Origin of the sequence: Dokdonella ginsengisoli (genome assembly GCF_042652785.1) — a bacterium.
Taxonomy (GTDB): Bacteria; Pseudomonadota; Gammaproteobacteria; order Xanthomonadales; family Rhodanobacteraceae; genus Dokdonella_A; species Dokdonella_A ginsengisoli.
The window spans coordinates 225,245-246,448 of sequence record NZ_JBHSHD010000006.1; the positions used below are offsets into that span (position 1 = coordinate 225,245).

General features: G+C 67.0%; 12 protein-coding genes. 9 read left to right on the forward strand and 3 right to left on the reverse strand.

Annotation, left to right across the window (positions count from 1 at the left end; translation table 11 throughout):
• Positions 1-372: 372 nt before the first annotated feature.
• The 4 genes from ACFO6Q_RS07040 to ACFO6Q_RS07055 all read left to right on the forward strand — a co-directional run bounded on the left by ACFO6Q_RS07040 (position 373) and on the right by ACFO6Q_RS07055 (position 12,629).
• Entirely contained in the window at positions 373-9,957 is a 9,585-nt protein-coding gene (locus ACFO6Q_RS07040; RefSeq protein WP_380019893.1) for an RHS repeat-associated core domain-containing protein, read from the forward strand.
• 3 nt (positions 9,958-9,960) lie between these two features.
• Complete coding sequence (locus ACFO6Q_RS07045) at positions 9,961-10,359, forward strand: hypothetical protein (protein ID WP_380019894.1); 399 nt, start codon at positions 9,961-9,963, stop codon at positions 10,357-10,359.
• A gap of 184 nt (positions 10,360-10,543) precedes the next feature.
• The gene (locus tag ACFO6Q_RS07050; protein ID WP_380019895.1) at positions 10,544-11,002 is read left to right on the forward strand and encodes a hypothetical protein; all 459 of its coding nucleotides are present in this window, start codon (positions 10,544-10,546) and stop codon (positions 11,000-11,002) included.
• A gap of 727 nt (positions 11,003-11,729) precedes the next feature.
• Entirely contained in the window at positions 11,730-12,629 is a 900-nt protein-coding gene (locus tag ACFO6Q_RS07055; RefSeq protein ID WP_380019896.1) for a hypothetical protein, read from the forward strand.
• Between the two features lie 13 nt (positions 12,630-12,642).
• On the opposite strand, the gene ACFO6Q_RS07060 is transcribed toward ACFO6Q_RS07055, so the two are convergent.
• Together ACFO6Q_RS07060 and ACFO6Q_RS07065 are read right to left on the reverse strand one after the other, a co-directional pair.
• Positions 12,643-13,752, reverse strand: a complete 1,110-nt coding sequence (locus tag ACFO6Q_RS07060; protein ID WP_380019898.1) for a PA0069 family radical SAM protein — start codon at positions 13,750-13,752, stop codon at positions 12,643-12,645.
• A gap of 65 nt (positions 13,753-13,817) precedes the next feature.
• Positions 13,818-14,267, reverse strand: coding sequence for a YaiI/YqxD family protein (locus ACFO6Q_RS07065; protein ID WP_380019900.1), 450 nt, complete (start codon positions 14,265-14,267; stop codon positions 13,818-13,820).
• A 138-nt stretch (positions 14,268-14,405) separates the two neighbouring features.
• Here ACFO6Q_RS07065 and ACFO6Q_RS07070 point away from each other — a divergent pair, with 138 nt between their 5' ends.
• From ACFO6Q_RS07070 to ACFO6Q_RS07090, 5 genes are all read left to right on the forward strand, one after another.
• Entirely contained in the window at positions 14,406-14,918 is a 513-nt protein-coding gene (locus ACFO6Q_RS07070) for a DUF1993 domain-containing protein (RefSeq protein ID WP_380019901.1), read from the forward strand.
• Between the two features lie 134 nt (positions 14,919-15,052).
• Positions 15,053-15,415: a VOC family protein gene (locus ACFO6Q_RS07075; protein ID WP_380019903.1), complete on the forward strand. Its 363-nt coding sequence runs from the start codon at positions 15,053-15,055 to the stop codon at positions 15,413-15,415.
• A gap of 93 nt (positions 15,416-15,508) precedes the next feature.
• A complete protein-coding gene (locus tag ACFO6Q_RS07080; protein WP_380019904.1) occupies positions 15,509-16,585 on the forward strand; it encodes a sterol desaturase family protein in 1,077 nt (358 codons plus the stop codon).
• Between the two features lie 153 nt (positions 16,586-16,738).
• Positions 16,739-18,613, forward strand: a complete 1,875-nt coding sequence (locus tag ACFO6Q_RS07085) for a putative bifunctional diguanylate cyclase/phosphodiesterase (protein ID WP_380019905.1) — start codon at positions 16,739-16,741, stop codon at positions 18,611-18,613.
• Between the two features lie 85 nt (positions 18,614-18,698).
• Positions 18,699-19,721, forward strand: a complete 1,023-nt coding sequence (locus ACFO6Q_RS07090) for an alpha/beta fold hydrolase (RefSeq protein ID WP_380019906.1) — start codon at positions 18,699-18,701, stop codon at positions 19,719-19,721.
• A 3-nt stretch (positions 19,722-19,724) separates the two neighbouring features.
• Here ACFO6Q_RS07090 and ACFO6Q_RS07095 read toward each other — a convergent pair whose 3' ends face one another.
• Entirely contained in the window at positions 19,725-21,122 is a 1,398-nt protein-coding gene (locus tag ACFO6Q_RS07095; protein WP_380019907.1) for a GntP family permease, read from the reverse strand.
• Positions 21,123-21,204: the final 82 nt, after the last annotated feature.

Below are 21,204 nucleotides of genomic sequence, written 5' to 3' on the forward strand. Positions count from 1 at the left end.
GCATGGACTCCCCGGGTCGTCCGCTTTCGAGCGCGGCGACCGACGGCAATCGGGTGGTCTCGCATCGGGCATCGGCTCGACGGACGGCTGCGCCCTCGCGGCGGAGCGGATTCCGGCGAGCGGCGATCGTCGAGGCGAACGGACAGACGACAGGAATTTCAAGGAACGATCATGGGCAGGAAAGGGATTTGGGCGGGTCTGGCGCTTGCATTGGGAGCCACCGGAGGTGCATGGGCGTGGTCGTCGGGATGGCTGGCGCCTGCGCAGACTCCGCACGTCGCCGCGGCGATGCCGCCCGCGCCGGCGGAAGACGGAGCGATCGCGGCGGACGATTCCCGCGGTGCTGCGCCGCTGCTCCTGTCCGAACCGGGCGTGGCGACGGCGGTCACGGCCGCTTCTCCGGATCTGCCGGATTCGGGGAATTCGATCGAATCCGGCGAGGAAGGCGCGATGCCGCTGGAAGTGCCGCCGGAGGACGCCGTCGATGCGAGCGAAGCCGAGGCGGACATGCAGACCGCGCTGGCGCACGTGCGCACAGCCTGCACCTCGAACGTGAGCAATCCCGATCCGGGTGACGCGCCGCCGGGAATCTGGTCCAACCCCAAGCGCAGCAGCACCGGCTGGACCCTGGCCTACGACGGGGCGCGCATGCGCGTGCTCTGGCACACGTTCTATCCGCGCGTGGGCGGCGGCATGACCTGGCTGGCGTCGGACTCGGCCGAAGTGCAGCGCGCGGGGCCGAACGAGCGCGTCTGGAGCGCGGGGGCGTATCGCCCGAAATACCGTCAGGCGCCACCGTTCTCGCGCATCGGCCGCATCACGCTGGCCTTCCCGCAGGACAGTGCCACGCGCGCCGCGGTGGTCTGGCGCTGGGACTCCGACAACGGAGCGGGCAGGGCGCTGAGCAACGTCGAGTGCATCTACTCCTTCGGCAACGATTCGCCGGCCGCGAGAGGGCCGTCGCTGGAGCAGGCGACGGAGTCCGCGCCGCCGCCGGCCACGGACGCTTCCGCGCGCGGACCGTTCTACACCGGCATCTGGACCGATCCCTCCACGCCGGGATTCGAGGCCGCGGTCTCGATGATCAATCCGTTCCACGAACTGGTCACGCTCAACATCTACGACCAGAACAAGGAGCCGACCTGGGTCTCCGCGCAGATTCCGCTGCTGCCTTCGGGTGCGAGCGGACCGACCGACTGGCCGTCCACCGCCTGGGTCGGCGGCAACGCCCCCGCCGTGGACCGCACCGAGGTGGACCTGGTCTATCGCACCGCCAAGTACGACATGTCCGCGCGGGACTGCGAATCGCTGGCCGGCTGCGTCGAGGAGAAACGCTTCCAGCGACCGGGCAACTTCTTCGGCCGCGCGTACTACAGCAGCGCCAGTTCGGGTCTGAACAACGCCGTGATGGGCCTGAGGATCGCCTCCGCGTCGCCGGTGGCGATCAACTGGCCGCCGAACGACTGGCCGGCGGTGCCCGCCGGCAGCGATGTTTCCGGATGTCCGACCGACTCCCCGCGCAATGAGGCCTGCCGTCCGGTGAAGCGCATCACCGACCAGGAGAACCTCACCGTGTCGCCGCCGAACTGCGACCTGCAGAACCAGGCCGGGGGCGTGTGCAAGGTCAACATCGCCTGGAACGCGTCGATCCTCGCCTACGTCGAGCGCCTGGACGCCGATACCCAGCGACTGCTGCCGATGATCCGCGACGGCAAGAGCGACGACGGCATCGTCGGCGCCAGCGCCTGGGGCCGCGCCGTGGACGAGTTCCGGTCCGAAAGACGCCTGCTCTATCGGTTGAGGGTCGCCAACCGGCTGGTCACCACGCGATCGGTCCGCGTCGGCGAAAGTACGATCTCCGCCACGCGCTGCGTGATCCCGTACGGTTCGACCCAGTGCGAGACGCAGGTGAGCTGGCGCACTCCCGATGCGGTTTCTCCCGGCAGCCCGATCAAGATCTATCGCAGCGTGAGCCGGGGCGGCGCTGCGCCGGTGTACGAACCGAACGGTCCCTGGGAAGAGTACAAGTCGGTCGGCAGCAAGAACGACACGATCAGGAGCAACGAGGTCGTCGTCTATTCCGTGCGGCGCGTGGGTCCTGCGACCTCCACGCATCTGGCCGTGACGAGCTACGTGATCCCCGTGTCGGCCTACGTCAAGGCGACGCCGAACGCCTGCTCCGTGCCGCTGAACGACACGACCTGCCCGACCCGGGTCAGCTGGCTGGCGGGCTCGGCGAACGCGAAGGTGTTCCGCAAGGATCTGGTCGGAAGCGCGCCGGACAAGGAAATCGCCGCGGGCATCGACGGCACCGACGTGATCGACAAGCTGACCGCCGGCAGCCGCGTGCAGTACGTGGTCAAGGTGTTCGCCCAGCCGCAGGGCGCGTCCAACGACGTCAGCGCGATCGCCAGCAGGATATGGACGAGCGTGCCGAACTGCATCGTGCCGTCCGGCCAGAAGGCCTGCACGGTGACGGTCAACTGGAATTCGGTCGACGGCGCGCGGATCTACCGTCTGAACGAATCCACCCAGGTTCTCGAACCCCTCAAGGACGACAGCGGCAACGACGTCGCCGGCTTCAGCGGGAGCGTCGACGACCTCCTCGCGCCAGGCGCGCGCGTCCACTACGAGGTGCGCATCGGCGGCGCCGTGCACGCGGTGACGCCGACGACGACGGCCAGCACCGACAGCGAAGGCGGCGACGCCAGCGACGGCGGCACGGTCGACATGCCGCCGCCGCGGGCGCCGTTCGCCGATCCCGGCGCGGACGTCGAATCGGACAAGGTCGGCGCCATCGCCGGCGAATTCCGCGTCGACGAGGCCGGCGGGGCGTCGTACCGCATTCCGCTGGCGACACCGCCCGGGGCCGGCGGGCTGTCGCCGTCGCTGGCGCTGGTCTACAACAGCAATGGCGCGGACGGTGCGTTCGGCACCGGCTTCAGCCTGGAAGGCGCGTCCGCGATCGTGGCGTGTCGTCCGGGCGTGGAAACCGGCGACGCGGCCGGCCCGACCGCCGAGCCGAGCGAATTCTGCCTGGACGGCCAGCGCCTGCTGCTGGTGCGCGGAACGCATCGTCAGGTCGGCGCCGAATACCGCACCGAGATCGAGAGTTTCCAGCGCGTGCGGCTTACCGCGCTGGAGGGCATCGGCATCGCCAGGCACGACGCGACCGGATACGTGTTCACCGTGCAAGGCAAGGACGGCAGCGTGCGCACGTTCGGCGGCGCCGCCGGAACGGTCTCCGCAATGGCGACGAAAGGCTCCGACGGTTCGACCACCCAGGCCGGCCTCGAGCCGGCACCGGTCCAGAGCACGCGCTACACGGCGCAGGCCTGGTTGCAGACCCAGCTGAGGGACGTCGCCGGCAACGCGATCGCGTTCCAGTACGGCGCGCAGACCGCGACGGGAGAGCGCTATCTGGACCGGGTGAACTACGCCGGCGGCAGCGTCGCGTTCGAATACCAGGACTCGGGCCGGCCGGACGTGGCGTATTCCGTGCTCGGTCCGCGCCGCCAGTCGAAGCTGGTCAGCGGCATCGAGGTCAAGGCAGCCGACGGCAGCACGCTGCGCTACTACGAGCCGACCTACAACACCGCCGTCAGCGACCCCTATGTGCCGGCGTGGGCACGCGGCCGTCCCGTGCTGTTCTCGCTCAGGGAATGCTCGGCCCGCAACGGCGTCTGCTATCCGGCCACGCGCCTGGGCTGGAGTTTCGCTTCGGCCTACACCGATCCGTTCGAGGGCAACCTGCCCGTCACGCCGGGCGGCTACTACAAGGTCGGTGACTTCAACGGCGACAAGCGCGCGGACATCTGGTGGACCACCATGTCGAACGGACAGGCGGACCAGTCGCTGCGCATCAGCACGTTCACCTCCGACAGCCCGAACGGACCGCCGACCCTGCGCACGATCGACCCCGGCATGCGGTTCCCCAACGGATATCTGAACGGAGGACTGTGGGAGGTATTCGACGGCGACGGCGACGGCCGCGACGATCTCCTGTACGCGTTCAACACGCAGGACGGCCAGGACCGGGATCCGCGCAACCGCATGGACTGGTATCTGCGCCGCTCCACCGGAACGGGGCTGGGCGATCCGGAGCTGATGGCCTCCGTGACGATCGACTGGGCCCAGTGCCGGACCTATTCCTCGAAGCTGGCCGTGGAGCTGCAGGCCGCCGGGATATCGGAGAACCAGCCCAGCGCCAAGGCCAAGTACCTCGGCAGCAGCATGCTGGCGGACGTCGACGGCGACGGCCTGGCCGATCTCGTGTTCCGCGCCTGCGACGGCAAGTTCTGGGTCGCGCTGATGAAGCGCACCGGCAACACCGCTGCGCCGTACGCGCTCACGCCGGTCGAAGTGAAGTTCCTCAACGAAGCCGGATCTCCGCTCAGCGGCGACCGCTGCGGCTACGGCACCGCCAACCTGTGGCGCAAGGAGGAGAACTTCAGCCAGGCCACGGATTTCGACGGTGACGGCCGTGCGGACCTGCGCTTCCTGGTCGACGCGCGCCGATGCTTGCGCGATTCGGGCGATCCGGATTTCCGGCTCGACGTGTTCCTTTCCAAAGGCATCGCCGCCGACGGGACGTTCGTGTTCCAGGCGTCGCGCCCGTTCGGCGCGCCGCCGGCGATCTCGGTCGGCGAAAGAGAGGGAATCGCCCAGGCCGGACAGAAGATCCGCACGCTCGACGTCAACGGCGACGGCTTGACCGATCTCGTCTATCTCCTCGCCGACGGCAAGTGGCGCTATCGCCTCGGCGGGCCGTATGCCGGAGCCCGTGACGCCCAGGTCGCCGACTCCCTCGTCTCGGGCGGCTTCCAGGCGGATCCCAGGTACCTGCAGCTGCTCGACTTCGACGGCGACGGCAAGCTCGATCTGTGGAACGGCGACGGCACGGACTATTCCGTGTGGCTGTGGCGCGGCGACAACTGGTCTTCCACGGCGATCGTGCGGACGGACTATCCGAAGGCCAGCCCGAACCAGATGTCGGTGATCGGCGACTTCGACGGCGACGGCTCGATCGACAGCTTCCTCGCCGACACGGGCGGCACGAAGTGGAATCTGCGCCGCTCCAAGGCGCACCACAAGCCGCGCGGCGTCGTCACGACGATCGAGAACGGATTCGGTGCCGTCACGCGGATCGACTACGGTCCGCTCACGTTCTCCTCGCTCTACCGGCGCGACCACGATGCGCCGTTCTTCCGCTCCGGCCGCGGCTCGGCCGTGTTCGACGTCGCCGCGCCGAGCTACGCCGTGCGCAGCGTCAGCAGCAGTGCGCCGACGTTCGCCAGCGCGAACGCCAAGGCCACGGTGACGTACCGCTATGCCGGCCTCAAGGTGCAGGCCGGCGGCCGCGGCTCGCTCGGCTTCCGGCGCGTCTCCTCCTACGACGTGCAGAACAAGACGGAAGTCGACTCGTACTACACGCAACGCTTCCCGTACACGGGTCTGTCCTACTTCACGCAGACGCGAGTCTTCGATCCCGCATCGCGCGTGGAAGCCGATCCGTGCGGGAGCGGCGTGACGGCCACGGCCGACTCGCCCGCCTGCATGAAATACGTTCCCCCCTGCGCGGGCGGACTGAATTCCGCCTGCGACGACGACCTGCCCGGCATTTCGAACCAGAAGCTCGTCGTCAAGGAATCCTCGGACACGTGGCAATGGCGTTCGGGGAGCAAGCTCGGCGCGCTGACCCAGCAGTGCGTTTCCGGGCTCGTGACCGGAGAGGCGGGTGCGGATGCTGCTGCACCGCTCGACCTGGACGAGACGATGGCGGTGGCGTGCCCCGGTGGGTGGTACTGGGCGCAACCCGATGAAGTCGACCAGCTCGCGCTGAGGTCCGCCGCGCCGGCACCGATCTTCCTCGCGCGCATCCATTCGCTGACCGGCAACTACGATCTCGGCGAGGGCATCCCCGCCAATCCCGGCGACGTGCTCAGTTCGGAATCCGTCGACTTCGCGATGGCCGACTACGACGACTACGGCAATCCGCGCGCAGGCAGGAGCAGCAAGTCCGGCGGCGGCGCGACGGTCGACGTGGCGAGCACCTTCCTCTACGACAACGACGAGCCGAACTGGAAGCTCGGCCGCCTGCAAACGGCGACCGCCGTCACCACGCGCGTGACGAAGAGCGATTCGGGCACCGTGCGCAGCTCCAATACACGTAAGTCGAGCTTCACCTACGACGCCAGGGGAATGCTCGAGTCGGAGCGCGTCGAAGGCGTGAAGAACGGCAGCGTCGACGCGGGCGCGCCGACCGTGGCCAAGTACTACGCATACGACACGTTCGGAAACCGCACCGGAACCTTCGTGTGCAGCACGAGGATCAGCCAATCGCTGTGCCGGCAGCAGACGGCGCAGGGCGGCGGCGGCTTCGCCTTCCATCCGGACGTCGAAACCGACGTGATGCGACAGTCCGGTGCGGCCTACGATCCTTCCGGCCGCTTCGCCGACACGACTTACGAACTGTTCCAGGCGTCCGGCGGTGCCGGCGGCGCGCGCCAGCTTGCCTCGAGCGTGGCCGCGCGCACCCCGTCCGGCGACCCTCTGGAGATCCAGGACTTCAACGGAACCAAGGCGAAGATCCGCTACGGCACCCTCGGCCGCAAGCGCTTCAGCTGGTCGCAGGACGGCGCCTCGACACGCTGGGAGGCGCGCTACTGCAGCGGCGTGCAGGTTCCGGCGGGAACGCCGAGCGTGTCGTGCCCGGCGAATCTGGGCCTGGTCTACCGCGCGACCACGACGAAGTCCGGGGCGCCGACCAGCATCGCCTTCCACGACGTGCTGGGACGGCCGGTGCTCACCCTGACCCAGGGCTTCGCGTCGAACACCTGGTCCGCCGCGATGGTGCAGTACGACGCGGTCGGCAACGTCGCGCGCCAATACGATCCGTTCTTCGCCACGGACACGGGCGCCAACGCGGCGCGGCCGGCGGGCGCCACCGCTCTCACCTGGACCGAGACCAGCTACGACGCGTTGAGCCGCCCCACGACGATCCGGCACACGGGGACCGGCGCGACGACGAGGATCGGCTACAGCGGCCTGCGCACAGTGACCACGTTGCCGCCGAACGGCGTGGGCGGACTGGGCCCGAGCCAGACCCTCACCGAGATCCGCAACGGCCTGGGCGAGACCGTGCGCAGCATCGATGCGAACGGCTACGAGGTGGCGACGCTGTACGACGCGGCCGGCAATCCGGAAACGATCCGCCGTGGCAGCCTCGTCACGACGATGGTCTACGACACGCTCGGCCGCAAGATCGGCATGTCCGATCCGGACGCAGGCTCGGGTTGGTCCTACGCGGTCAACGGCGCCGGCGAGGTGATCCGCCAGACCAGCCCGCGCGGCGCGTGCACGAAGAACGACTACGACGGCCGCGGGCGCGTCTGGCGCCGCCGCGACTACGGCGGCGCGTGCGCGACCCTGGAATCCACCGCGACCTGGGTCTACGACACGGCCAGCGCCGGCCAGCCGACGCAGGAATCCAACGGCCAGCTGGCGCGCAACTTCTTCTACGACGACCTGGGCCGCCCGGCGCGGACGGAGACGAGCCTGGACGGCAAGAACTACGTGCAGGAGTGGACGTTCGATCCGTTCGGACGCCCGTTCCAGCAGTTCTTCCAGGCGCCGGGGCAGCCCAGGACCGGCGAGCAGAACCGCTACGAGGGCGGCTACCTGCGCGAGATCCGCTCGGCCTATCCGCTGCGTGACGGCCGCGTGCTCACCTATCGCGAAATCCAGGCGGTGAACGCGCGCGGCCAGGCCGTGAAGGAACGCGCCGCGCCGGGCATGGAGTACTCGCAGGAGCGGCGCTTCGACGACGACACCGGGCGCCTGAGGGAGATCCTGGTGCAGTCCGTCACCGCCGGCATCCTGCAGAACGTGCGCTACGACTACGACCTGATCGGCAACGTGACGAGCCGCATCGACGGCAATGGTCCGTATGCGCTGACCGAGGAATTCGGCTACGACGCGCTGCAGCGGCTGACCTCGGCGACGGTGCGCCAGGCCGGCCAGACCACGTACGTGCGCACGCAGAGCTACGACGCGCAGGGCAACATCCTGGCCAAGAGCGACGTCGGCACGCCGTACCGCTACGGCCAGCGCGAGCCGGCCTGCAGCGGCTATGCGACGCCCGGCCCGCACGCGGTGAGCGCCGCCGGCTCGAACACCTCGCTGTGCTACGACGCCAACGGCAACGTGGCCAGACGGGTGACGTCGCAGGGAACGCAGACGATCGCGTACACGGCAGCGGACCAGGTCAGCGACATCCGCGACGGCGTCAACCGCGTCGGCTTCCGCTACGGCCCCAGCCGCGAACGCGTGCGCCGCCTGGACTACGCCGGCGCGGGCGCGCTGAGCGCGGACACGGTGGTGCACGAGGTGGGCGGCGCGCAGATCCGCTACACGGCGACGTCGACCGACGGCGCCGGCGCATTGCAGGAAGTGCGCCGCTACGTCGGCAACGTGCTGGTGGTGCAAAGCGGCAGCGGCGCGAACTACCGGCTGACGCGGCAGGTGCTGCTGACCGACCGCCAGGGCAGCACCCACCAGGTGCTGGGCGCGATGACGCTGCAGCCGGTGAACGCGGCAAGTCCGTCGAGCTTCGACGCCTGGGGCCAGCGCCGCGACGCGGCGAGCTGGGGAGCGGCGGTGCCGTGGACGCAAGGTCTGGAAAGCCTGCTGAGATCGAGCACGACGCACGGCTACACCGGCCACGAGATGGCCGAGTCGGTCGGCGTGATCCACATGAACGGCCGTATCTACGACCCGCAGCTGGCGAGGTTCCTGCAGGCGGATCCGTTCGTGCAGAGCCCCGGCAACGGGCAGAACTGGAACCGCTACAGCTACACGTTCAACAACCCGCTGGCGTATACGGATCCGAGTGGGTATCTGTCGGTGGGGGACATCGCGCGCATGGCAGCGGCGGTGGCGATCAGCTACTGGACCGGAGGAATGGCCGCCGGCGTGATCCACACCGCCGGCAGCGTGTCGGCCGCGGTCAGCAGCGGCGCGATCTGGAACGCCGCCGCCTGGACGGTTGCCGGCGGATTCGCGGCGGGAGCCGTGCAGTCCGGGTCGCTGAAAGGGGCCGTCGCCGGCGCCGTCAGCTCGGGCCTGTTCTTCGGCATCGGCACGTCATTCAGCCAGGGCGTGGGCGGAGACTGGATGTTCGACGGCGGCCGGTTGAGCTTCGAGGGCTACGCCGCAAAGACCCTCAGTCACGGCATGGCGGGCGGCGTGATGGAAACATTGCAGGGCGGGCGGTTCGGCCACGGATTCCTCAGCGCGGGCGTGAGCGAGGCGCTGAGTCCGGTGATCGGCCGGGCTCAGGATCCGCTTGCCGAAGGCATCCTCCGCTCGGTGGTGGGCGGCACGGCCTCGGTGGCGGGGGGAGGGAAGTTCGCCAATGGGGCGGTTACGGCGGCGTTTGGGTATGCCTTTAATAGCATGGCTCACATGGCGATGTTTACGGCTAATAAGGCTGCAGGCGACATAGAGCAGGTTAAAGGCGCCACGAAATCACTAGCAAGTAACTTTGTCGATGAGCTTCTTGGATTTATTCCTGGATATGATGTTGCGAGATGTGCTTCTTCGGGCACATGTAATTCCGCTGAATGGGGATTAGCCGCAGTTGGCGCATTTCCGCCGACGAAGGCAGGAAGCGCAGCGGTAAAAATGGGGGTATCAATTGGAAGAGAGATAAACCTTATAGATCGTTTCTATCAGACCGCAGAATCTGCATTCAAATTCTCTGAGTATTACTACAAAAAACTGTGGGCGACGGGGCGAGGGGCGCCATTTCTACAGGCGGAAGAAGTATTAAATACAGCAACAAAAGTAGTGCCTGATAGAATGCCAGGATTTAACAGATACACTAATGATCACTATGAGATGATATATAATCCAACCACAAAGGAAGTGTGGCACCTACAACCAAGAAGAGATTAGCGTATGATTAATGAGCTTATGGAAAAAATATACTCTCTATTTCTCCTTGATGGGGAAGACAGGGTGCCGTGGATAGAGGAGTATTTGGGAGGGGTCGATCGTCCCAATATTTCCAGTGACGACAGAAGAAATGAGCTAAATATTTACAAGGGCATATTCTCTAATAAAAATAGATCGGACTTTGAATCAATATATCTTGGCCTGCGGCGACTAATTAAAGGAAAGTCCTACGATAGCAGCCATGATTTCTTGGCGGCTATGCGCTTTCTTCAGCAAGTAGTGTCTGTCGCGTTGTGGAAATATGGGCTAGAGGTCGGCGCTACGATGGAGGACTTTGCTCGAGAGTTTGATCGACTGGATGTGCCAGAGGAGCGCATTCGACTCTACGAGAGTTTGCAGTAGCTGATTTGCTATTGGAATATATTTTTCCGTATGGGCGCTGTGGGGCTTGATTTGGCAGTTTTGCAAAGGGAATAACAACTGATCCCACGAGCTTCGACGCCTGGTGCTAGTGCCGCGACGCGACGAGGGGGCGCTGAGACCGATGCAGGGACGTTTGTGCGTGCGGCCAAGAAATGAAGGAGCATTGAACGCCATGCTGAGCAATAAAAGAACTCTTCTTCTTCTCTTCTTATTTGTCGCAAAGAATATCTTTTTTTCAGAGGGGCTACTCGCTTTCGCTCAAGAAGAAGAATCGGCCGTGGATGTTGCTGAGGAGCCGGACTTGGTGGTTGAAGGAAGGATTACTGAAATTCACGGAAGATGCACGGTATTCGATTGCAAAAAGAATATAAGCGTTGTCGAAGTCATGAGGAGAATTTCAGCTGCGCATGAAGGCGAAAAGTTCTCCGATGCGGATGTCGCGACCATTTCGGTTTGCACTAATGAAAGTTTATTTCTTGGGAAGAAGTATCGTCTATCTTTGAGGATGAATGAAGAGAGTGATGTGCCGGTACCTTCTGATTATAGCGTAGGTTTAAGAAAAGAAGACGATTGCCAATTTAATTCAAGAGGCGACGAGGCTCAATTGAGTGACGCGGATTAATTGTAGATTTATATGATCTGCAGATCTTTGGGGAGTTGAAGGGATGAATTTACATCAGACAAGCTTAGGGGCATTGCCGATTCGGAAAAAAATTCTTTTTGCAAAGCTAGGGAAATTTTTCCATCGCTCGGATTGAAAATAGATTGGCGGAAAGTTAAAGATGCAGTTTTGATTTTGAATAAAGTTCATGAAATAAAACAAACAGAATCACGGGATTCTTCGATAAAATAATCACAGAAGATTGTTTGGAAGATCCTGTCATTTATATCAGTGGCAGTGCGGCCGATCCTGCCATCGAAGGGAATGTGAGCAGTGTAATTTTGGCATTTTGGCTATTGCTCTCGACTCCAAGTGTAATTTTTAGCGAAAACTATTCCTGGAGCATTTGTTTCGTGATGGAAAGCGATATGGGATTCGAGGGGTCTCCATATTTATAGTCTTTCTCAAAACACGATCGTTGCCGGGCGGTGCCGTTTTCTGACTGCGCCGCAGCATCATTCGGATCGAACGCTGGTCAGCGTCCAGCGTCGCTGAAGTCGAACGCGACGCACGGCGGAACCGGCTACGAGATGGCCGAGTCGGCCGGCGTGATTCATACGGGCTGCCAAATCAATGACTCCCCGCTGGCGAAGTTTCCGCAGGCGTGACGAGTACGGCCCGTGACGTCGGCAAAGGCGTCACCCAGATAAATTTTTTCCAGAAATCCTTAACGCAAGGAAGCAAGAACATGAAAATCCGCAAGGCAGCACCGTTTCTCTTTCTCCTCCTGTCCGCCTGCGCCACCGGGCCGCGCGTTCAGCGCAGTGAACCGTTGGCGCTGCCGCTGGCGCAGCACGTCGACGTGGAAGTGCGTCTGACGCAGCACCAGATCGAAGTTTCGTATCAGCCGTCGGTGCAGGGCGCGGCCGCCGGCATTCAGATGGCGGGTTCGCCGGCCGTCGCGGCGGGCGGTTTCGCCGCCGGCGCCGCGGCGGGCCTGATCGGCTCGTTGATCGACACGGCGGTCACTGCCCATCGCAGCAACGTGGCGAAGGAGCAGCAGCGGCCGATCCAGGAACGTACGAGCGGTCTTTCGATCGACGAGCTCATCCATCGCAGTTTGGAAGGCCTGGATCGCGAGCGCATCGCCGGGGACATCGCCCTGGTCAGGCTGGACCGGGCGGAGAGGGACGACGCCAAGGCGAAGACGCTGACCGTCGGCAGCAACATCCTCGTCCTCACGCCGCGCTATTCGGTGAGCTACGATGGTTCGTTCTTCTCGTACGCGCTGGACGTCACCCTTGTCGACCGCGCGCAGAACGCGAAAGGCAGGCTCGATTCCAAGGTCCGCTACTGGCAGATCTTCGAATACGTGCTGCCGCGGGAGGATGCTCCCGGTGGCACTGGCTGGGGCGAACTCGGTGCCGAGCAGTGGACGCAGGTGCTCGAGGCCGCGGCGGCGGAAACCGTGACGATGCTCAACTACGACATCGGCGCGAATCCGAGCGATGCGCTGCCCAGGCGGCGCTACCACGACCAGACCGTCCTTCTCGACCAGGAGCGCGGCGAGCGCAGCTGGGTCCGCAACGACTTCGCCTTGCTGAGCGTTCCGACAGCGCGTCTGACACAGAAGACGCAGAAGAAATAGCTTCGCCCGCGGCCTACAACAGCTCGCCCTGCGGCGACGCCGCACGCGGCGGGCGGAACGCGCTCGTGTCGAGCCGCACCTCGCGTCCGCGGCCGATGCCGTGCTTGCGGCAGGCGAGCTGGAAGCGCTGGCGGATCAGTTCGGCGAACTCGCCTTCGCCGCGCATGCGCGAGCCGAAGTTGGGGTCGTTGTCACGGCCAGAGCGCATCTGGCGGATCAGGCTCATGACGTGCGCGGCGCGCTGCGGCACGTGCAGCTCCAGCCATTCGCGGAACAGGTCCTTCAGCTCGTACGGCAGGCGCAGCACGGTGTAGCCGGCGATCGTCGCGCCGGCGGCGGCGGCGCGTTGAAGGATCTGCTCGATCCAGCGGTCGGTCACCATCGGCAGGATCGGCGCCACCATCACGCCGCAGGGTACGCCGGCCGCGTTCAGTGCGGCCACGGCTTCCAGGCGCCGGTGCGGTGCGCTGGCACGCGGCTCCAGCGCGCTGGACAGGCGGTTGTCCAGCGAGGTGACCGAGACGAAGGCGTGTACCAGCCGCTCTTGCGCCATCGGCACCAGCAGGTCGAGGTCGCGTTCGATCAGCGCGTTCTTGGTGATGATCGTGCACGGATGCCGGCATTCGTACAGCACCTCGAGCACCGAGCGCGTGATGCGGTAGCGCCGCTCGATCGGCTGGTACGGGTCGGTGTTCGCGCCGAGGTTGATCGGCGAGCAGGCGTAGCCGGGCTTGGCCAGTTCCTTGCGCAGCAGCTCGGCGGCGTTGGTCTTGGCGAACAGCCGGGTCTCGAAATCGATGCCGGGCGACAGGTTCAGGTAGGCGTGCGACGGCCGCGCGTAGCAGTAGACGCAGCCGTGCTCGCAGCCGCGGTAGGGATTGATCGACTGCGTGAAGTGGATGTCGGGCGAATCGTTGCGGCTGATGATCGAACGCGCGCGTTCTTCGGTGATCTGGGTCGGCGGCCGCGGCGCGTCGGCTTCCTCGCGGTGCCAGCCGTCGTCCTCGCGCGTCTTCTCGATCGACTCGAAGCGGCCTTCCGGGTTGGAGGCCGCGCCGCGGCCCTTGATGCGCGCGGGAGCATCGATGCGGTCGGGGCTGAACGGGCGGGGGCCGGATTTCATCTGCGCGCCAGTATGCGCCGCGACGTCTCAGATGTTGCGAGGCACGCGAGTGCCGCAAGACGCGGCTACGGCGTCCGGCGCGCCAGCAGGCGATCGAGCTGGTTGGCGAACGCCTGGCGGTCGCGCGCGTGGAAGGCGGGCGGGCCGCCGGTCTGCACGCCGCTGCCGCGCAGTTCGTCCATGAAGTCGCGCATCGACAGCTGCTGGCGCACGTTCTCGCGGCTGTACAGCTCGCCGCGCGGGTTGATCGCGAGCACGTTCTTCTCGACCAGGCGCGCGGCCAGCGGGATGTCGGCGGTCACGGCGAGGTCGCCCGCCTCGGCCCAGTCGACGATGGCCTGGTCGGCGGCGTCCAGCCCCTGCGCCACGCTGCGGCTGCTGATGAATTCCGAGCGCGGCACGGCCAGCGGCTGGTTGGCGACCAGGATCAGCGGCACGCGCACGCGTTCGGCGGCGCGGTAGAGGATTTCCTTGACCACCTTCGGGCAGGCGTCGGCGTCGACCCAGATCTTCATGACGGGAGCGGCCGTCGGCGGCCGGAGGGTACAGGGCAGGCGAGGGTAGCAGCGCCCGGGCTGTCGGTGGCCGCCGCCGCCCTTGCAACGGTGCGGGACGGCCTCAACGTCGGGCGCTCCGCCACCGCAGGATTCGCCATGACCCTCTCGATGTACCAGGCTTCGGTTCCCGTGTTCGCGCGCAACCTCGGCCACCTCGCCGCCATCCTCGACAAGGCCGCCACGCACGCCGCCGCGAAGAAGATCGATCCGGCCGTGCTGGTCGGCGCGCGCCTGTACCCCGACATGCTGCCTCTTTCCAAGCAGGTGCAGATCGCGACCGATCACGCCAAGAACGGCAGCGGCCGCCTGGCCGGCGCCGAGCGGCCGGTGTTCGAGGACGACGAAACCACCTTCGAGCAGCTGCAGGCGCGCATCGCCAAGACGCTCGACTACCTGAAGACGCTGGATCCGGCCCGCTTCGAGGGCAGCGACGAGCGCGAGATCAGCGTGCCGGTGCGCGGTCGCGAGCTGGTGCTGAAGGGGGCGCCGTACCTGCTCGGCTTCGCCCAGCCGAATTTCTATTTCCACGTCGGCATGGCCTACGCGCTCCTGCGCCACAACGGCGTGGAGATCGGCAAGACCGATTTCATCGGCGCGCTGCCGGACTGAAGCGCAGCCCGCGTCGACGCCGCGTGAACGCCGGTCACGGCGCCGTGCGTATTGGAGATTTGGATTTGCGACCGTTTACGCAGCTTCGCCCCGGCTCCGTCGCGGATGATGCGATCCACGAAGGAGGCGCGGCGATGCTGCAGAAGTTGATTCCGAAAATCTTCTACGAACACCTCGACGAAGGCTTCGATTTCTTCGTCGACGGGCTCGGTTTCCTGGTCCTGCACCAGGACGAGGGCATGGCGGTGGTCGAGCGCGACGGCGCCAAGGCCTATCTGATCCAGAGCGCGGAGCACGCCGGCAAGAACCGTCCGGAATTCGCCATCGAGACCGACACGATCGGCGTGCTGCACGTGGAGATCCGCTCGCGCCGGCCGGACCTGCTGCATCCGGACAGTCCGGTCGTGACGAAGAAGCCGTGGGGCGCCCTCGAGTTCGCCGTGCGCGATGCGACCGACGTATGCGTCGTGTTCCGGCAGTGGCCGGCGGCGGCCTGACGCCGCCTTTCGTGAAAGTTTCGTGATGAAACGGGCGGCAGACGAACGTCGCGGGGCGGCCGCGGCCGCCGGCGGCAGCGCTACAATCGCGACATGCTCGACTTGTGGTCCCATGCCGTCGACGGGCTGGACGCGTACGTAGTCACGCCGTTCCTCGCTCTGGTTCACCTGAACGGCCTCGCCGGCGATCCGCGCGAGATCGCCGCGGCGTTGCTGATCGCGATCGCGCAGGTGCTGGTGATCGGGCTGATCTTCCGCCCGCTGGAAAGCCTGGCGCCCGCCGAACACTGGAACGATCGCCGCCACACGCGCATCGACCGCACCTACACGCTGGTCATGCTGCTCGGCCTCAATCCGCTGTTCGCCTACCTGGTGCTGACGCCGCTGGCGAACGCGTTCTCCGGCGGCGTGCCGGTGGCCACCGGCAGTGACGAGGTCGCCACCGGCCTGGCGCACTGGGTGCCGTGGTTCCAGCACCATCCGCTGGCGCTGTTCGCCGTCTACTACCTGATCTACGACCTCGTCTACTACTGGATGCATCGCGCCCAGCACGCCATCCCGTGGTGGTGGGCGTTGCACAGCATGCACCACAGCCAGCGGCAGATGAGCTGCTGGACCAACGACCGCGGCAGCTACGTCGACGGCTTCCTGCAGTCGATGGTGCTGGCCACGGTCGCCCTGTTCATCGGCATCGAGCCGGACCAGTTCGCGCTGCTGCTGTTCATCGCCGAGCTGGTGCAGAACTTCTCGCACGCGAACGTGCGCTTCGGCTTCGGCCGCGTGTTCGAGCGGATCTTCGTCGATCCGAAATTCCATCGCCTGCACCACATGATCGTCGACCCCGAACGGCCGCGACTGCACGACTGCAACTACGGCCAGGTACTGTCGATCTGGGACGTGCTGTTCGGCACCGCGCTGTACGGCGAGCCGCCGCGGCGCACCGGCGTGGCCGATCCGATGGTCGACGTTGACAACGAGCGCGGCCTGGTCGCGATGCAGTGGGGCGCGTTCCGGCGCTTCTGGGGTGCGCTGTGGACGCCGGCGGGCTGGAAGCTCGGCGACGTTGCGTTCGGTGCGGACTACAAGCCGGTCGCGACCGAGCATCTGGATCTGCATCAGTTCGATGCCGAACCGATGCGCGAGTCGGCGCAGGGGGCGTCGGCCGGCTGAGAAGAAAAAGATCGGAACCGGTGATGCGCGGGCCCGCATCGCCGGATTGAACGCGGTCGGCGGGAGATCGCCCATGCCAGGACAGGTCGTCGTTGTACGGAAAGTCCGTCCACGCCCGGCGCCGCGTCGCACGCACGGCGGAGCGCGCACGTCATGATCAGCTCCAGCGCGGTGGCCTCGCTCCTGCAGCTGCAGGGACAGATCCTCGAGGAGGTCGCGCACGGCGCCGCGCTGTCGGCGATCGCCGACCATCTGTGTGCCAGCGCCGAGCGCCTCGCCGACGGCGCGGTCTGCTCCATCCTCACGGTCGACCTGCACGGCCGCCTGCATCCGCTGTCCGCGCCGAGCCTGCCGCAGGCCTACTCGCGCTCGCTCGACGGCGTGCAGATCGGCGCCGGAGTCGGCTCCTGCGGTTCCGCCGCGTTTCTCGGCGAGCCGGTGGAGGTCCTCGACATCGAGGCCGATCCGCGCTGGGACGGCTTCCGCGATCCGGTGCTCGCGCTGGGCCTGCGCGCCTGCTGGTCGAGTCCGATCAAGACCAGCGACGGCCGCGTCGTCGGCACGTTCGCCTTCTACTACCGCGACCGCCGCGGCCCCACGGAACTGGAGCAAGAGATCGTCGACCGCTGCGTGCACCTGTGCGCGATCGCCATCGTGCACGAGGAGGCGCAGGCGCGGATCAACCAGCTCGCCTACTACGACACGCTGACGGGGCTGCCGAACCGCACCGAGTTCCAGCGTCTCGCGCAGCAGGCGCTGGCGACGCTGCCGACCGGCTCGGTGCTGAACGTCCACTACGTCGACCTGGACGACTTCAAGGCCGTCAACGACTCGTTCGGACATCTCGCCGGCGACCTGCTGCTGGTGCAGGTCGGGCGCCGCCTGCTCGCCTGCGCCGGCGACGGCACCTGGGTCGCGCGCCTGGGCGGCGACGAGTTCGCGCTGGTGCAGACCTGCACCGACGGCATCCGCGACGGCCACCTGCTGGCGCGGCGCATCGTCGCCGCGCTCGACGAGCCGTTCGACCTCGAGGAGTCGCGCGTCGGCGTCGGCGCCAGCATCGGCATCGCGCAGACGCGTTCGGGCGCGATGCCGCTGACCGAGCTGTTCAAGCGCGCCGATCTCGCCCTGTACGCGGCCAAGCGCGAAGGCGGGCGCACCTATCGCTTCTTCGCGCCGGAGATGGAGGCCATGGTGCAGCTGCGCCTGAGCCTGAAGCAGGACCTGCGCAGCGCGATCGCCGCCGGCGAGTTCAGCCTCGTCTACCAGCCGATCGTCGCGCTGGCGACGAACGAACTGATCGCCGTGGAAGCGCTGCTGCGCTGGCGCCATCCGAGCCAGGGCGAGGTCTCGCCGAGCGTGTTCATCCCGATCGTCGAGGAGATGGGCCTGATCGGCCAGCTCGGCGACTGGGTGCTGCGCGAAGCCTGCCGCGCGGCCGCGTCGTGGCCGCGCGCGATCAAGGTCGGCGTGAACGTGTCGCCGCTGCAGCTGCGGCGCCAGGGGCTCGTGCTCAACGTCATCAACGCGCTGCGCGAGGCGGGGCTGCCGGCCGAGCGGCTCGATCTCGAAGTCACCGAGAGCGCGCTGCTCGCGCGCGACGTGGCCACGCGCGTGGCCCTGCACGACCTGCACGACCACGGCGTGCGCCTGTCGCTGGACGACTTCGGCACCGGCTACTCCTCGCTGCAGCTGCTGCGCACGTTTCCGTTCGACCGCATCAAGATCGACATGTCGTTCGTGCGCGACATCGGCATGGACGCCGATTCGATGGCGATCGTCGACGCGGTCATCGGTCTCGCCGGGGAGCTGGGCCTGCGCACCGCCGCCGAGGGCGTGGAGACCGAGAGCCAGTTCGACTGGCTGCTGCAGCACCACTGCACCGAGGGCCAGGGGCACTGGTTCAGCCGCCCGCTGGACGCCGCCGAGCTGCACCGCCTGCTTGCCCAGGCCGGCGCCGACGGCGAGCTGATCCTGCCGCGCGCGCTGCGGGCGAGCCCGGAATTCGAGCACGCGCATCCTTACTGAACCGCGTCGAACGCGCCGCCGCAGCGGGGCTGGACCGGCGCGCGGCGATTGCGGACGATGCCGCGTCCCTTTCCGGAGCCGTCGCATGCGCGCATCGATCGTCGCCACCGCCGTACTCGCCTCGCTTTCCTCGCTCGCATCCGCTGCACCGGATTCGCCGGCGCCGGCGCCGGATCTCTCGCTCGACGTCTACGCCGAGCCCGCGCAACTCGTCGACATCGGCGGCGGCCGGCGCCTGAACCTGCGCTGCAGCGGCAGCGGCGCGCCGACGGTGATCCTCGAGAGCGGCCAGGGCATGACCTCGATGGCGTGGCGCAAGCTGCAGCCGCTGGCCGCGAAAACCCGTCGCGTCTGCGCCTACGACCGCGCCGGCCTCGGCTTCAGCGACGCAGGGCCGCTGCCGCGCACTGCGCCGGCCGCAGCCGGCGACCTGTACGCGCTCGTCCGCGCCGCCGGCATCCAGCCGCCGCTGCTGCTGGTCGGGCACTCGATGGGCAGCTACGTCGTGCGGTTGTACGCGTCGGCGCATCCGCAGGAGGTGGCCGGGCTGGTGCTGGTCGATCCGGTGTCCGAGACGCTGGCGGAAGATGCGCCGGACTACGCCGCGCGCGAGGCGAAGGCCAGCGCGGCCAACACCGACTACGGGCGCAAGTGCGCACAGGCCGCGCGTGCCGGCGACCTGGCCGGAACCACGCCTGCGGCGCAGGCCTGCGTGCCGCCGCCGATTGCGGGCTTCAGCCAGAAGCTCGGCGAGTCGATCCGCAACCGCTTCCGCACCGCCGCCTACTGGGACACGGCCCTGTCCGAACGCGACGCCGACGCCGCCAGCGTCGCCGCGGTGAAGGCCGCGTCGACGGCGGCGTATTCCAGGCTCCCGCTGCAGGTGCTAAGTGCGCAGCAGCGCGAATGGATCGAACCGCAGGACCGCAAGGAAGCCGAGGCCGCCTACGCCAAGGCGCACCGGCGCATCGCGGCGCTGTCCACGCGCGGCCGCGTCGTCGCCGTCTCGAACTCCGGCCACAACATTCACGAGGACCGGCCCGAGGCGGTGGCGAAGGCGATCGACGAGGTGGCGCGCGAGGCCGCGGTGCCGGACCGCGCGAAGTAGCGCTCAGACCAGGCCGGTCGCGTAGTACGTCGCGATCACGACGAACACGGCGAGCGTCTTGATCAGCGTGATGGCGAAGATGTCCCGATAGGACTGCCGGTGGGTCAGGCCGGTCACCGCCAGCAGCGTGATCACCGCGCCGTTGTGCGGCAGCGTGTCCATGCCGCCGGACGCCATCGCCGCGACGCGATGCAGCACCTCCATCGGGATGCCCGCCGCCTGCGCATTGCGCACGAAGGTGTCGGCCATCGCCGCCAGCGCGATGCTCATGCCGCCGGACGCCGAACCGGTGATGCCGGCCAGCGCGGTGACCGAGACCGCCTCGTTGACCAGCGGATTGGGGATCGCGCGCAGCGCGTCGGCGACGACGAGGAAACCCGGCAGCGCCGCGATGACGGCACCGAAGCCGTACTCCGACGCAGTGTTCATCGACGCCAGCAGGGCGCCGCCCACGGCCGTCTTCGAGCCTTCGGCGAAGCTCGCGCGCACCGCGCGCCAGCCGAACACGAGCACGCAGGCGATGCCGGCGAGCAGGGCGCCTTCGACCGCCCAGATCGCGGCCAGCCTGGCCACTTCCTGCACCACCGGCTTGGCCTCGCCGACCGCCGCCGGCACGAAGCTGTGCGAGGCGCCGTACCAGCGCGGGATCGCCTGCGTCAGCGCGAAGTTCAGCACGCCGACGACGACCAGCGGCAGCAGCGCGAGCAGCGGATGCGCCAGGCGCTCGCCGCGGAACGGTGCCGGTTCGTTGGACAGGTCGCTGCCGTAGCCCTCGCCGGCCGCCGCGGCACGGCGGCGCCGCGATTCGAGGTAGGCCAGGCCGGCCGCCAGCACGAACAGCGCGCCGAGCGTGCCGAGCCACGGCGCCGCCCAGGCGTTCGTCTCGAAGAACGTGGTCGGGATGATGTTCTGGATCTGCGGCGTGCCGGGCAGCGCGTCCATCGTGAAGGTGAACGCACCCAGCGCGATGGTGCCGGGAATCAGGCGCTTGGGAATGTCGCTCTGGCGGAACAGCTCGGCGGCGAACGGATACACCGCGAACACCACCACGAACAGCGACACGCCGCCGTAGGTCAGCAGGGCGCAGACCAGCACGATGGCGAGGATCGCGCGGCTGCGTCCGACCAGCCCGATCGTCGCCGCGACGATCGACTTGGAGAAGCCGGCCAGCTCGATCAGCTTGCCGAACACCGCGCCGAGCAGGAACACCGGGAAGTACAGCTTGAGGAAGCCGACCATGCGGTCCATGAACAGGCCGGTGAACATCGGCGCGACCAGACCCGGGTCGGTCAGCAGCACGGCGCCGAGCGCGGCGACCGGCGCGAACAGGATCACGCTGTAGCCGCGGTAGGCGACCAGCATCAGGAACACCAGCGCGGCGAGCACGACCAGCAGCGACATCGACGATGGATCCCCCGTGCGTGCGGAAGCGGACCGGCGCGGACCAGGCCGCCGGATGCGCGTGCAGGGTAGGCGCGGCGCG

Coding starts and splice junctions, on each gene's coding strand:
- ACFO6Q_RS07085 (WP_380019905.1), top strand. CDS start 16,739: ATGATCAGCTCCAGCGCGGTGGCCTCGCTCCTGCAGCTGCAGGGACAG.
- ACFO6Q_RS07075 (WP_380019903.1), top strand. CDS start 15,053: ATGCTGCAGAAGTTGATTCCGAAAATCTTCTACGAACACCTCGACGAA.
- ACFO6Q_RS07045 (WP_380019894.1), top strand. CDS start 9,961: ATGATTAATGAGCTTATGGAAAAAATATACTCTCTATTTCTCCTTGAT.
- ACFO6Q_RS07065 (WP_380019900.1), bottom strand. CDS start 14,267: ATGAAGATCTGGGTCGACGCCGACGCCTGCCCGAAGGTGGTCAAGGAA.
- ACFO6Q_RS07060 (WP_380019898.1), bottom strand. CDS start 13,752: ATGAAATCCGGCCCCCGCCCGTTCAGCCCCGACCGCATCGATGCTCCC.
- ACFO6Q_RS07055 (WP_380019896.1), top strand. CDS start 11,730: ATGAAAATCCGCAAGGCAGCACCGTTTCTCTTTCTCCTCCTGTCCGCC.
- ACFO6Q_RS07080 (WP_380019904.1), top strand. CDS start 15,509: ATGCTCGACTTGTGGTCCCATGCCGTCGACGGGCTGGACGCGTACGTA.
- ACFO6Q_RS07090 (WP_380019906.1), top strand. CDS start 18,699: ATGCGCGCATCGATCGTCGCCACCGCCGTACTCGCCTCGCTTTCCTCG.
- ACFO6Q_RS07095 (WP_380019907.1), bottom strand. CDS start 21,122: ATGTCGCTGCTGGTCGTGCTCGCCGCGCTGGTGTTCCTGATGCTGGTC.
- ACFO6Q_RS07070 (WP_380019901.1), top strand. CDS start 14,406: ATGACCCTCTCGATGTACCAGGCTTCGGTTCCCGTGTTCGCGCGCAAC.